General features: G+C 36.3%; 10 protein-coding genes. 8 read left to right on the top strand and 2 right to left on the bottom strand.

Features of this window, described 5'->3' with window-relative positions; translation table 11 throughout:
- Positions 1-132 precede the first annotated feature (132 nt).
- The gene (locus ACFWM3_RS07800; RefSeq protein ID WP_390310957.1) at positions 133-2,877 is read left to right on the top strand and encodes an alkaline phosphatase family protein; all 2,745 of its coding nucleotides are present in this window, start codon (positions 133-135) and stop codon (positions 2,875-2,877) included.
- A 410-nt stretch (positions 2,878-3,287) separates the two neighbouring features.
- Positions 3,288-3,422: a hypothetical protein gene (locus tag ACFWM3_RS07795; protein ID WP_390310956.1), complete on the top strand. Its 135-nt coding sequence runs from the start codon at positions 3,288-3,290 to the stop codon at positions 3,420-3,422.
- Here the strand turns inward: ACFWM3_RS07795 and ACFWM3_RS07790 are convergent.
- Complete coding sequence (locus ACFWM3_RS07790; RefSeq protein WP_056467943.1) at positions 3,419-3,664, bottom strand: hypothetical protein; 246 nt, start codon at positions 3,662-3,664, stop codon at positions 3,419-3,421. The genes ACFWM3_RS07795 and ACFWM3_RS07790 overlap by 4 nt on opposite strands.
- Positions 3,665-4,081: 417 nt before the next feature.
- Here ACFWM3_RS07790 and ACFWM3_RS07785 point away from each other — a divergent pair, with 417 nt between their 5' ends.
- The 4 genes from ACFWM3_RS07785 to speB all read left to right on the top strand — a co-directional run bounded on the left by ACFWM3_RS07785 (position 4,082) and on the right by speB (position 9,354).
- Positions 4,082-4,906, top strand: a complete 825-nt coding sequence (locus tag ACFWM3_RS07785; RefSeq protein ID WP_390310955.1) for an amidohydrolase family protein — start codon at positions 4,082-4,084, stop codon at positions 4,904-4,906.
- A 615-nt stretch (positions 4,907-5,521) separates the two neighbouring features.
- Entirely contained in the window at positions 5,522-6,994 is a 1,473-nt protein-coding gene (locus ACFWM3_RS07780; protein WP_056467956.1) for an aldehyde dehydrogenase family protein, read from the top strand.
- Positions 6,995-7,054: 60 nt separating this feature from the next.
- On the top strand, positions 7,055-8,239 hold the full coding sequence (locus tag ACFWM3_RS07775) for an iron-containing alcohol dehydrogenase (protein ID WP_390310954.1): 1,185 nt from the start codon (positions 7,055-7,057) through the stop codon (positions 8,237-8,239).
- 116 nt (positions 8,240-8,355) lie between these two features.
- Positions 8,356-9,354, top strand: coding sequence for an agmatinase (gene speB, locus ACFWM3_RS07770; protein ID WP_390310953.1), 999 nt, complete (start codon positions 8,356-8,358; stop codon positions 9,352-9,354).
- A 652-nt stretch (positions 9,355-10,006) separates the two neighbouring features.
- Here speB and ACFWM3_RS07765 read toward each other — a convergent pair.
- The gene (locus ACFWM3_RS07765) at positions 10,007-11,395 is read right to left on the bottom strand and encodes an APC family permease (RefSeq protein WP_390310952.1); all 1,389 of its coding nucleotides are present in this window, start codon (positions 11,393-11,395) and stop codon (positions 10,007-10,009) included.
- Positions 11,396-11,659: 264 nt separating this feature from the next.
- On the opposite strand from ACFWM3_RS07765, the gene ACFWM3_RS07760 reads away from it, so the two are divergent.
- Both ACFWM3_RS07760 and ACFWM3_RS07755 read left to right on the top strand, forming a co-directional pair.
- Entirely contained in the window at positions 11,660-12,490 is an 831-nt protein-coding gene (locus ACFWM3_RS07760) for a MerR family transcriptional regulator (protein WP_056467972.1), read from the top strand.
- A gap of 210 nt (positions 12,491-12,700) precedes the next feature.
- Positions 12,701-14,812, top strand: coding sequence for an immunoglobulin-like domain-containing protein (locus ACFWM3_RS07755; protein ID WP_390310951.1), 2,112 nt, complete (start codon positions 12,701-12,703; stop codon positions 14,810-14,812).
- Positions 14,813-14,814 lie beyond the last annotated feature (2 nt).

The raw sequence follows: 14,814 nt of genomic DNA, 5'->3' as shown, positions 1-14,814 counted from the left end.
CTTTTAGGAAAAATTTACTAATTAATACTTAACTCTACTAAATATAACCTTTATATAAATTTACTAAATTGGAGTAGTAGATTAATAGAATAGGAGTATTCTTTAAGAAGATTCAGAAAGGAGTGAAAATTAATGAAGAAAAAAGTAAATAAGACAAAATTGATCGCTGGGGTTGCCTTAAGTACGGTATTGTTAGGATCTGCCGGTGCATATGCTGCAAATGATAATGCATTTGGAAACAGGCTCGTAGGCACTCAGGCAGACGGCTCTGTATTAACACCTGTCAATCAACTCATCACACCAGCAGGAAAACAAATTGAATTTGGGGGCAACCCTATATCGGTTGCTGTACATCCAAATGGTAAGACAGCAGCAACTATCGTTGGACGCAATAATTACGGTGGAAAAGGAATTAACATTGTTGATCTTTCGACCGGAAAATTAACTACTCAAGATTTATCTATTGGCCTCTCTCAAATGTGGGGATTAGCTTATTCTGCGGATGGTAGCCAGTTATATGCAACAGGTTCATCAGGAACAACCGGAAAAGTAGTCGTCTTGTCAGTTAGTGAAGATGGAACCCCATCTGTCACAAAAAGCATTAATCTGCCGAAAGCATCTGTTGGCGGAAATATTAATCCACTTGATATAGCGGTTACGCAAGAAGGTAAGCTGCTAGTTGCCCTAAATCGTGATAACAGCCTTGGAGTTATTAATCCTCAAACGGGGTCTGTAACTAAAGTAGCAGTAGAAAATGCGCCTACAGGTGTATTAGTTAAAGACAACTTTGCTTATGTAACGAACCAGGGGGGCCGTGCCGCAAAAGAAGGGGACACAACGGTAGATTCTTCAGGGACAAAAGTGGTTGTGGATCCTAAAACAGGAGCAACGACGACAGGAACAGTATCTGTTATTGACTTGACTACGAATAAAGTAATAAAAACGATCGAAGTTGGTGTGCAACCTGAACGTATGACGCAGTCTGGCCAATACATATTTGTAGCAAATACAAATAGCGACACGGTTTCTGTCATTGATTCCAAAACTAATACGGTCGCACAAACAATAGACATTAAACCATACCCTAATGCTGCTAAAGGATCAGCACCTAACGCTGTGAAAGTGGTAGATAATAAATTAATGGTAAGCCTTGGGCGGGATAATGCGATTGCAGTATACGATTGGCAAGGACCTAAAAAGACTCCTGAACTACAAGGACTCTTGCCGACAGCCTGGTTTCCAGTAGATATCGCTGTTGATTCTGAAAATAAGAAGTTAATCGTTGCTAATGCGGATGGTATTGGTTCACGTGGACCTGCACGTGATTTAACGATTCAAGGAATTAAGGTTACCGGGAAATCGTCATATGCCCAAATTGGTTCTCTTTCATTAATCCCATTCCCATCTGCCGAGGATCTTGCAAAAGGAACCAAGCAGGTTTTTGCCGACAACAACTGGTTTGGTTTAAAGAACCTAAACGCAAAACCTCGTCAAAATAAAAAACCTGTTGCTATGCCTGAGCGGGTTGGTGAGCCTTCAACAATTAAACATGTATTCTATATTATTAAAGAAAACCGCACTTATGATCAGGTTTTAGGAGATTTAGGTAAAGGGAATGGAGAACCAGCCTTAACTCAGTTCCCAAAAGCAGTAACTCCAAACATTCACAAACTTGCGAGTTCATTCCCGCTCCTTGATAACGTATATACTTCAGGTATTCAATCAGCAAGCGGACACCAATGGGTAATGCAAGGAACTAACACGGACTATGAGGATAAAGAAACAGATTCAGCTAATGTTAGAAGCTATCCTGGGGGGGCCGGGGATCCTATGGCGTACGCACCTACAGGACACTTATGGGATCAAGCAGCAAAAAATAATTTATCTGTAGAAAACTTCGGCGAAGATACAACAGGTTTCACCGGATCAGCACCTTTTGGAACTTGGACTGACTGGTACAAAGATTATCAGATCCTTTCCGGTCAGAAAGAGGGCGATCTTCATGTACCAATAGGAAACTATTCGGCAACATATGATATTCCATCTCTCGGACCGATTACCTATAAACCTTTCCCAACCTTTGATACGAATATTCCAGATCAATATCGATATGAAATATTTAAGCAAAGGTTTGAAGAACACGTCAAAAATAACGATTTACCGGCCTTAAACACATTGTGGGTAATGGATGACCATACTGCAGGAAATGCAACAGGTTCTCCTACACCACAGGCAATGGTTGCGGATAATGATCTTGCTATTGGTAAAATCGTTGACCTTATTTCACATAGTCCTTATTGGAAGGACTCAGTCATCTTCATTACTCAAGATGATTCACAGAATGGATTAGACCATGTCGATGGTCATCGTCAGCCTGCGCATGTAATCAGTCCATGGGTGAAAAAAGGTATTACAGACAGCCATTATTGGACGGTCATAAATATGGTAAGAAGTATCGAGCAAATTCTTGGTCTCCCTGCCATGAACCAAAATGATGCAGCTGCAGAACCAATGAGTGAACTCTTTACAGACAAGCCTGACTTTACACCATATAACTTCGAGCCTAACCAGATACCGCTTGATACTTTAAACGGACAGCCGAACTCCAATACGGCTGCACTTGCCAATACAGAACAAGTTACACCAGAATCAAAAGAACTTTCAAAAAAATGGACGGAATGGTCTAACAAGAACAAGCACCTTTTCACCGGAAAAAATGCTTCTCCGGATGAAGTCAACGCCAACATGCTGAATCATTCAGTTTGGTACGCAACAGAAGGCTTTGATCAACCATATCCGGGGGATAAACAACCGCTCAGCCCAGAAGAAGTGCTGAAGCAACCTGAAAGCAGCGCACCTTCTCCGGCAAATAATTAAAAACGTAAAGGATATCGAAGAGAAAGAGGCTGCTTTCATTATTTATGGAGATAGCCTCTTTTTCGAATATATAATAAAAGGTATGGATTAGTATGAAGGTTACCTGGAGATAAAAAGCTTTTAAGAATGTTAGTAAACCCACCAACATTCAATGTTTTTTCAATTAAAGTCCACACATGTGAGTGCGTGGTTGAGCTAGTTTTAAAATAATAAACCTTTGTCAAAATCAGAATGACAATTGACAAAAGAAAATAGGGGAAAGGAAGTAGGGAATATTGTAGTCACCTTAATCCTTCCCTATTTTGCTTTAGTACTATTATGAATTTATAACGGATCGAGAAAGTGGCTCTAGACTCTTTATTGATAAAGATATAGATTGTTTTGAACAGGTAATTGAATTAAAAGAAGTTATGAAGGTAGAAGATGCTGTTAAACAAGTTATTAAAGGAAATTCAGTTCGCCTTTATAATCCTGTAACACCTTTTATAATGAAAGAAAAACTTGATACAATATTGGGGCTTTTGAAGTTTACAAATGAACGTTAATTTATTTTTTGAAAGATAGAAAAAAAAATTAAAAACAAACCAAAAAACAAATCGATACGATTAGTCACCTTTTTATTTTTGTAACTTAAAATACAAGATTCTAATATAAGAGAACCACCTAAAATGCACATTAAAATTATTTTCAAATCAATATTTTGAGGTTTAATAATAAAAAGACTACCTATCATCACAGCTATAAAAAAAGGTTTTATTTTTTTGGTCAAATTACTTAAATAAGTCATCACAAACACCTTCTAAATCTGTTAGATTAATTGTTATATTATACCATAGGATGGTTTGATGGATATTCCAAAAAAGTATAAAGAAATGTCATTTATGGAACACTTTTCCTTCTAATATTTTGCTAACATTAAATATGAATAATTTAATGTTAGGAGGAAATCATGAAAAAATTAGGATTAACCCGCACTCTCCAAGTATGGAGAAAAGCTATAAAGTAAGAATATTTCTTGATCTGCATAGAAGTCTTTATTTTAAAAAAATTTTTATCCAAAGCATTTATTTGATACTAGTATTAATAGGTTAAAAGTGAACAATCCTAAAAATTGATTTCACTGTTGATAAAGCAATACATTGAAAATAATAGAAGAGGGGAGATTTATATAATTATTGATTGCCATTTTCATGTGGATGAATCCATGCTGACTTTAGAAAAAATGATAGAGGAGATGGATAAAAATCATATAGCAAAAACTGCTCTAATCCCCCCTATGAGTGAAACAATGTTTGAATCGGATAGTATCATTCAGTATCAGATACAGCGATTATTCCGTTTTCTAATACTTAATACACCTCAAATTGGGCACAAAATTTATGATGGATTAGTGAAAGATGGCTATTTGAAACTTTATGGTAACACATATAAGATTTTTACCGAGCCGAAAAACGATATCGTGGCTACTGCAATTGCTAAATTTCCAGACCGTTTTCTAGGTTGGGTAGCTGTGAACCCTATGATTCTTAATTTTATGGAAGAAATAGATTTCTATCTTAAAAACCCTAGTTTTATTGGTGTAAAGGCTCATCCATTTATGCATGGTTATAGTATTAAAGCTCTTGAACCAGTTGCTGCTCTATGTGAATCAAAAGGTGTACCCATGATTATTCATCTTTCTTCTGAGATTAACTCCTATAAATATCTACCTGAAAAATTCCCTAATCTTAAATTAATTTATGCTCACGCTGGTCTACCATTTTGGAAAAAACTATGGAAATACGTTAAGGAACAACCAAATGTATATGTTGATACATCAAGTGATTATCTTAATCCGTCAATTGTAAAACAAGCGGTAGAGGCTTTAGGTTACCGTAAAGTTCTTTTTGGCTGTGACGGACCATATGGAATGAAGACATTTAATGAATATGACTATTCGGACAAGAAAAGATGGGTGGAATCCCTTTTAATTCCTGATAACGAAAAGGAATACATACTTGGAAAAAACTTTTTAGGATTAATAGAATAGGAAAAAGGAGGCAACTAACCCTTGTAAATTATACCCTTTTTTTTATCGTTCTTTACAAAGGGTACAATTTAGTGTGAAGGTTACCTTCTTTTTATTGGCATAAGTATTCTGACTGAGAAAACTGATAGAAAAGGGGAAAAGGAAAAAGGGACGAACATAGTCACCTAAAGCCTTTTCCCTATTTTTTTATCAAGCCTTTTATGCTCTTCTTTATTACCTTCGTTAGCCCACTTATTCTCACCATTTCACTAATGGTGAATTTTCCCTTTATTTTCATAGGAATTATCTCATGAAAAAAATAAAAAACACTTATTGACCTTTGTGTAACAACAAGGTTTACACTAAAAATACTAAATCTTCAAAATGATTTGATAATTAAATTTATTAATATGGAGGGGGTTAAAGAAGAAGTAAGCGCTAGTGAATGGCGCACTAGCAGACGCGTATGATATTACGTTTATGGCTATTCTTTTCAGCAAAGGTAAGATGGGGAAAAGCTTAACCTATCTTATACCTTTATGAAATAATCTATTAATCTCAAATAATATCCTAGGCATCGACTGTGAGGTTATCTCTACAGGCAATGTAAAAATAACATATTGGAGGTTTATCAAAATGTTAAAGTTGAAAATGTTTATTAATGGTGAATGGATGGATTCAATAAGCGGAGAAAAGAGTCATGCTGTGAATCCCGCAAACGGTAAAATCATGGCTGAGTCTCCACGCGGGAGTAGAGAAGAGGCCCAAATGGCAATTAATGCAGCACGAACAGCTTTTGACTCAGGAATTTGGTCAGAATTACCGGCATCTGAACGTGCTTCTTATTTATTTAAAATAGCAGATAAGATTGAAGAAAAGGCAGAAGAGCTAAGCAAACTTGAAACAGAGAATATGGGAAAACCCCTTAAAGAATCAGAGTTTGATCTTGCTGATACCGTGAATTGCTTTCGATATTATGCAGGGCTAGTGACTAAGCCAAATGGTCAAACCTATTCTGTTGCCGATCCTGTCCAAGCCATGGTTATTCGGGAACCTGTCGGTGTATGCGGACTTATTGCCCCATGGAATTTTCCATTGTTGACGGGAGCTTGGAAAATAGCCCCTGCGCTTGCTGCGGGAAATACGCTTGTTTTTAAACCTGCTGAAATCACTCCAGTCACTACTTACAAATTATTTGAAATCATGGAAGAAGTTGGAATACCAGCTGGTGTTGTAAACCTAGTTTTGGGAGGTGGTTCAACAGTAGGAAATGAAATAGCGGAAAGTCAAAAGGTAGATCTGATATCTTTTACAGGTAGTACAGCAACGGGTAGAAGCATTATGAATTCTGCAACAGGAAATATTAAAAACATTTCACTCGAGTTAGGCGGCAAGTCACCAAATATTGTTTTTGCAGACGCTGATTTTGAGACAGCCATTGATTATACTCTGAATGGAATTTTTACAAATACCGGCCAAGTATGTAATGCAGGATCCCGTTTGCTGTTAGAAGAGAGCATCCATGATAAGTTTATTGCTAGATTGGTAGAAAGAGCGAAAAAGATTCAGGTTGGCCCTGGGGATGATTCTTCTACAGAAATGGGACCGCTTGTAAGTGAAGACCATATGAAGAAGATTCTTGAATATATTCAAATTGGGGTAGACGAAGGAGCAACATTAGCTTGTGGTGGAAACCGTATTTCTAGCGAAGGGCTTGAAAATGGTTACTTCATTGAGCCAGCAATATTTGTTGATACTAAACCTGACATGAGAATTGTTCAGGAAGAAATTTTTGGGCCAGTTCTTGTCGTTCAAAAGTTTAAAGATGAAGAGGAAGCCATCCAACTGGCAAATGATACTTCATACGGTCTTGCTGCAGGTGTTTTTTCACAAGATGGCGCAAAAGCTTTGAGGGTTATTAAAAAAGTAAGAGCCGGAATTACCTATGTTAATGCATATAACCTTGCCTATAATGAAGCACCGTGGGGAGGTTACAAGCAGAGCGGGATTGGACGCGGGTTAGGAACCTTTGGCTTAGATACGTTTACTGAAGTAAAACAAATTAATATAAATTTAGATGTTAAGCCAACTGAATGGTTTAGCCATTAAATCGAGGAAAAAAATCAGTTATAAATTCTGAATATTCAAAAAAACGAGGAGGAATTTATTATGTTATGGGATTTTCATTTTAATCTGCCTACTTCTATAGAGTTTGGGAATGGAACAGTAAAGAATATTGGGAAAAGAGCTAAAGAATTAGGTGGAAATAAAGCCCTTATTATTACCGATAAAGGTCTTGCACAAACAGGAATCTTGGATAAAATCACACAGTCATTAGATCAAGAAGGTGTCAATTATATTGTTTACGATAAAATAGCTCCAAATCCAAAAGATGTAGATTGCGAGAGTGCTTATCAACAGTTTAAAAACGAGAACATTGATCTTTTAATTGGTCTCGGTGGCGGAAGTTCGATGGATACAGCCAAAGCAATTGGAACACTACTTACAAACGGAGGAGAGCTAAGAGAACGTTACGGCGTAAATTTACTGGAACGTGAAATTCCACCATTAATTTGTATTCCCACAACTTCAGGCACCGGTAGTGAAGTTACAAGAGGTTCTGTCATTACCGATACCGTGACGAAACAGAAGGAGGCGATACTAGATTTGAAAATCGCTCCTAAACTAGCACTTGTCGACCCTGAATTGACGCTAACATTGCCTAAATCAATTACAGCCGCTACAGGAATGGATGCACTCACACATGCAATCGAAGCTTATACCTGCAAAGTTGCACAACCACTATCAGATGCTTTAGGACTATATGCAATAGAATTAATAGCAAAATATCTTCCATTAGCAGTTGAAAATGGCCACGATTTAGAAGCTAGGAAAAATATGCTATTGGGCAGTTTAGTTGCGGGAATCGCCTTTGATAACACGGATCTTGGGGCAGTACATGCGATGGCTGAACCACTCGGAGGACTTTATGATACTCCACATGGTGTAGCGAATTCTATTTTTCTTCCACATGTATTTGAATTTAATATTCCATCCAATCCAGAAAAGCACGCTATGGTAGCAATCAAACTTGGGGCAAATCCAGAAGGAAAAACAATGGAAGAAACTGCATACGAGGGTGTTGCGTTGTTAAAAGGGCTGGCAAATAAAATTGGTATCCCTAGCTTCCAAGATTTAGGGAATGTAAATCCCGAAGACTTCCCTTTCCTAGCGGAAGGAGCCTATAAACATTTGTGTACTCAGGCCAATTCAAGAGATTTGACAGAGAAAGATTATCTGAACTTATTTCAAAAAACTTATGAGGTTAAAAACACCACTTTTATTAAAAATTAAATTAATGTGTAAAATGGATCGAAGCAAAATGTAAAATCCTCAGTTAAGAAATGGTCATCCGGCAGAAAATATTTCATAAAGAAGCGAGGATAAAAATTTGGAAGGAGGTAGCATGAATGTCTAATCGGGATGAAAAGCAGGTATTAAATTTACCTTTTACAGGCATTTGTACTTTTGGAAAATATCCAATATGTGCGAACCTGGATGAGCTTGATGCAGATGTGGCGGTCATCGGGGTGCCTAATGACATGGGTACACAATGGAAATCAGGAGCAAGAATGGGCCCTAGAGGAATTCGCGAAGGCTCTACATTATATAGTTTCGGTCTGGATGGTGCTTATGACATTGAAAACGACATTATGTACCTTGGGCCAGAATGGAAAGTCGCCGATTGCGGTGATGTAGACATGGTACACGGGGATATTATGCAATGCCATGAGAATACAGAAGAAGCTATCCGAAAAATCATTTCTAAAGGTGCTATGCCGGTTGTATTAGGCGGTGATCATTCTATCACAGCAGCAGTCGGAAAGGGACTAGAAGATATAGGTCCGTTTCATGTGATTCAAATTGATGCCCATTTAGACTGGGCAGACCATCGCTCTGGAATGCGGTATGGTCATGGAAATTGCATTCGCCGCTTATCAGAACTAGATCATGTTCAGAAAATATTTCAATTTGGCATTCGCGGAATCAGCAGCAGCAAAAAAGAAGACGTCGAAGCAGCAAGATCGTATGGCAGCGTGATCCTATCGCCGCGGCAGATGAGAAAGATGGGACTTAAGGAAGTGCTGGATCTAGTTCCTGCCGGCGAAAAATATTATGTAACAATTGATATTGACGGTATCGATCCATCCATTGCACCTGGAACAGGAACGCCTTCTCCAGGTGGTCTCCTCTACGATGAGGTTAATGAATTGCTTGAAGGGATTTCCAAAAGAGGAGAGGTCATCGGTTTTGATTTAGTAGAAGTTGCTCCGCAATATGATCCTACTGGCATGACCGGACAAGTAGCAGCCCGTATTGTACTAGACTTACTCAGCTATGTATTAAAGGAAAAAGAGATAAAAGGGAATAAAATATACGGAAAAGAGAAGAACGAAATGCTATTTTAAACGGATTCGTTTCGTCACCAAAAGGGGAGAAAGTTCTAGCTAAAAGGACAGTGAAGGGGAAAAACTACCCTTGCCTGTCCTTTTTGCATGCAAAAAAGGAAGTTCTGTTCAGCTTCACTCAGGAGCACAAGCAAACTTTGCTTGGTTTTACGCGCTGCTTCAGCCCTAATAAAGTTATGGAAATCAAACTTTCACATTGTAGGAATCGAACAAACGGATGTTGTTCTGTCAGCGTCTTAGGAAAATGGTTTAAATTAGTGCCCTAACGTGTATGAGGAAGTGTTCATAAACGCCATAAATAAATTGGTTTTACTGGGGATACAAGGTGGACCGTTACGACCGTTACTTTCTCATAACTTAATCACATTGTTATCGAGTTAGCGTAAATAATTGTCCTGTAATTTATTAAAATATTCACTCAAAACACCCCAATCCTGAACGCTCTATTTCATAATGATTTACTACAAATGCTACTTTGTACTCAAGTTTATCATTTTAGCCTGTTTTAGAGCCCTATGGTACTTTGTTTTAATGAGTAAAAGTAAAAGGAACTCCACAAATTTTGAGGAGTCCTTTGGATACTAGATTCCTTAAACACAAATGGGAAATCCAGTTTTTTATTTTATTCGCTTCCTTTTCCTACTACATACTATTATGAATGGACTGGAATATTTTTCTCTTTACCTTCCATTAACATAAATTCATCATTCACTTCATCAAAATGTAGTTTTCGAAGACGTTGACGGAAGAATTTTGTCAAGAAAGTCAGATATAAAAACCCAACTGCCATCCAGCTGACCCCTAAAATTAACGCATTTATATTCAAATAGGACCATAGCCATAAGATGAATCCTGCCCCAATTAAAGGAAAAATTAAGTACTGAATAGTCCCTTTGGGAGAACGCTTACAATTTTTAATATAATAGTGAGCGATTACAGAAAGATTGACAAAAGTAAATGCAATAAGAGCTCCGAAATTTATAAAAGTGATCGCTGTATCAAGGCTTAGGACAGTCCCTAACATAGAAATTAAACTAACAATAAGAATATTAGCAGTTGGTGTTCTAAATCGTGGATGTATGTATCCAAATGTCTTTTTAGGTAAAACAGAATCGCGTCCCATTACATATAGCACTCGAGATACGCTTGTAACAGAGGAAACACCTGAAGTAAAATTACCAATTATCATAACCGTTATGAATAAAGAGCTAAATAAATTGCCACCAACCATTTTTACAAGCTCTAGCGCCGCAGAATCAGTGTTTTTGAAGGCATATCCAGGAAAGACAATCTGAGCCAGATAGGAGGAACCAATATAGATTAAACCCATAATCACCATCATGACAAAAATTGCTTTAGGGATCGTTTTTTCAGGATTAATGGTTTCCTCAGACAATGTTGTAACAGAATCAAATCCTAGAAAGCTGAAACAGAGAATGGAAGCTCCAGACAGGAGAACAGAAGTTGAAACATTTGATTTAAAGAAAGGTTCAACTGCTAAAAGTGTACCTGTACCCATTCCGTTTAAGACGCTTTTTATCGTTAAGAATGCAAAGACAATTATAAAAAGGATTTGGGCGATCACAAAAATCTTGCTTGTATTTGCTGAAACGTTTATACCAATATAACTAATGATCGTAATGCCGATATTTAGGATTACAATCCAAAGCCAAAATGGAACTTGTGGAAATTGCGATGTTAAAAATACAGCGGACATAAGACAGGTAATCATCGGTGTCAGTAAATAATCTAATAAAATGGTCCAGCCAATCATAAAGCCGGTTTCGGAATTCATCGACCTCTGAGTATAAGTATAAGCTGAGCCTGAAACCGGGTGAGCCTTTGCCATCTTTCCATAGCTTAATGCAGTAAAAACAATCGCCATAAATGCAATTGCATACGCACCCGCCAGCACTCCCTTAGAACTATTCGCTGCAATGCCATAAGTGTTAAAGAAAACCATCGGATTATTCCATGCTAAACCTAAAAAAACAACGTGAAACAATGTAAGTGATCTTCTAAGCGTTATTTTTTCAGCCAAGTTCCATATCTCCTTTACGAATTTAATAGGGTCTTTTAGCTCTAAACATTGTTTCTTTTCAATCTTACAGAGGTCAATGAGGTTATACTTGGGGTTCTCTACTAAACAAAAAATCTTCTATTTTTATCACCACCCTTATTTATTCATTCGGATTAATCTGAATATTGTGTATAATCATAGTAAAGCTTTGTGTTACACAAAAGTCAATAGAATTTGTTTTAGCATTTTTCTTCTATTCTAACTCTCGGAAACGGTGGTGTTTTTATGAAAGAAAGGTTAACGATAAGTGAGATAGCCAAGTTAAGAGGAATGACGACAGAGGCTTTGCGTCATTATGACCGAATTGATTTATTTAAACCGAAATTTGTTGATCCCGAAACAGGATACCGATACTACTCCATTTTTCAGTACGAGATCCTTGGAACCATCAAAGAGCTTCGTCAAATTGGGATGAGCACAGATGAAATTAAACAGTATTTCAATCAACGAAATTTTAAGAAATCAAGTGAGATTCTTAAAGCCAAACATGCTGAACTTGTTTCGAAACTAAAGGAATTAACCGAGATAGAAGTAAACATCAAAGAAAAAATAGCCTATTTAGACAATATTTCAAGAAAAGAAGCATTTCAAGAGATTATCTTTCGCGAAATAAAAAGTAGAAAGTTAATTACTTTAAATGAAAAAATTAATAGTAATTTGGAACTTTGTTACAGTATTATCCGGTTGGAAACCATGCTAACAGAGAAGGCACCCATTCTCGCAAGTAATCGTTTGGGCATTATCATCGAAGAAGATGACATTAAGGATAAACGGTTTGAAGAGCCCTCAGTGATATTTGTTGTAGCGAAAAAGGATGAAAAAATACAAAAAGAGTATCTGAAAATGATTCCTGAAGGGTTATTTGCATGCATCCGCTATAATGGGGAATTATTAAGGAATCGCAGTAAAAGCTTAAATAAATTATTTACATACCTTCATGAAACAGGCTATCGTATTATTGGTGGCGCATTGCAGATCATGGTGGTGGATATTACCGTAACAGATAATCCGAATGAAGTGATGTTTGAAATTCAAGTCCCAGTTAAAAAAATTTGAAATTTCTCTGACTATACACTTATCTTATATTTAATGAAGGAAACTAAAGTGGGTTTCACAAAAGTATGTTATACAATAACTAAAACAAAAAAATGACTCAGTTATCCGAGTCATTTTTTTTTGCTAGATTAATTGTGTAACAATTTTAAATATTATCTATGATACACTAGATTAATAGTTCATTATTTAAATCGATTGGGGAGTCGGGACTTGAAGTCAATCTTATTAAAAGTAGGTTTATTAACAACACTTTCAGTTGGATTAGTTGCTGGAAAAGCTTCAGCAGATGAAATGGATTGGGCAACAAAGTGTGGTGAAATTGTGGAAGGTAAAAATCCACCTTATCAACAAATTAATTGTTTACTAACAAACGCAGCATTAAGCAGGGAAATACCACCTGAAGTTGTAAAAGCCGTGGCTGAGCAAGAATCAGGTTGGAGACAGTTTGATGGTAATGGTAATGTAATTTCTAATGGTTCAGAAGGTGATAAGCATAAGGGGTATGGTATTATGCAAGTTACTGATGAAGTTCCAAACCCAGAAAGAATTCAAACTGATATTATTTATAATATTGAGCAAGGTGTGAATATTTTGAATGCAAAATATTCATTACAAAATCCTAATAGTATTCCTAGAATTCCTAGGATAGAAGGTGCTGGAAGAGGAATCATTGAGAACTGGTATTTTCCAGTAATGGCGTATAATGGCATAGTTCCATCGAACAGCCCGATATTCCGTAGCAATGGATCCAGAAATACTACTACATATCAAGATAAAGTTTTTAGTAGAATTGAAGATCAAAGTTTTTATAATAATACAAAATTAGCTCAGTATCCATTTGAGTATAATGATTTTGAATACAAAACTGATTTTAGTACAGGTTTTAAGTTTAACAAATTTGACTATGTTTTATCGGATGAGCTTCATGAATCAGTTTATTTACTGAAAAAAGGTGACATTGTAAAAGTAACCAAAGATGGTGCGAATTTAAGGAAGCAGCCTACTAGAGATTCAGTAGGGGAAGGACAACCTTTAAATAAGACGTTTATTATTGATGGAGATTTTGAATACACTAAACTAGATAGTACAGACTATAACCAAAAGCACTATGTTTGGTTCCCTGTTAAATCTACTGATGGAACATTATCAGGTTACATTTCATCTGCCTATCTAACGAAAAAGAAAGATTTCGTTGATCCAATTGTATCTGGGGTTAAAAATAATGCGTTTTACAATGAAGACGTAACGATTACTTATGATGAAGGTACTGCTTTATTAAATGGAACAGTTTTCAAAAACGGTTCTACAGTTACCAATGAAGGAAAATACACATTAGTTGTACAAGATGAAGAAAGTAACACAACAACAATTAAGTTTACACTTGATAAAACAAAACCAATATTCTCAGGTGCTGCAGATACAAGTATACAAGTCGGTTCATCATTTGATTCAAAATCAGGCGTTACTGTAACAGATAATGTAGATGGCGATTTAACTTCTAAAATTCAAGTATCTGGTTCAGTGGATAACCAAAAACCAGGAGAATATCAATTAGTTTACTCTGCAACAGATGATGCAGGAAATACAGCAACATCTATCAGAAAAATCACTGTAATCGATTCAACAAAACCAGTTATATATGGCACGGCAGATAAGAAATTAAATATTAATTCACAGTTTGATTCAATGGCTGGAGTATCTGCTGTAGATAATGTAGATGGTGATTTGACTAAATCCATTAAAATAGCAGGTATTGTAGATACTAAGAAAAAAGGTACTTACACACTCACATACACGGTTAGTGATAAGGCTGTAAATAAAATAACAGTTGAAAGAACAATCACGGTGATTGATAATATTAAACCTGTCATTTACGGTGCAGTTAACAAAACTATTAATATCAATACTAATTTCAATCCATTAACAGGTGTAACTGCTACAGATAATGTGGATGGATCTTTAACAAAGCTTATCAAAGTAACAGGAACAGTAAATACAAAGAAAATCGGAACATACACATTAACATATACGGTTACTGATTATTCCGGTAATAGAATGGTACTTACAAGAAAAATCACTGTGAAAGATAATATTAAACCAGTCATTAATGGTGCATTGCCGAAAACAATTAAAGTAAAGTCTAATTTCAATTCAAGAGCAGGCGTTACTGCAAAAGATAATGTTGACGGAGATTTAACAAAAGTGATTAAAATTACGGGAACTGTAAATACAAAGAAAAAAGGTACTTATACATTAAAGTATGTAGTTGCTGATAAAACAGGTAACAAAACTACTGTACAACGAAAAATCACGGTTAAATAAAT

This window comes from Gottfriedia sp. NPDC058432 (assembly GCF_042721555.1).
Taxonomy (GTDB): domain Bacteria; phylum Bacillota; class Bacilli; order Bacillales; family Bacillaceae_G; genus Gottfriedia.
This window is presented reverse-complemented; position numbering and strand designations above follow the sequence as displayed.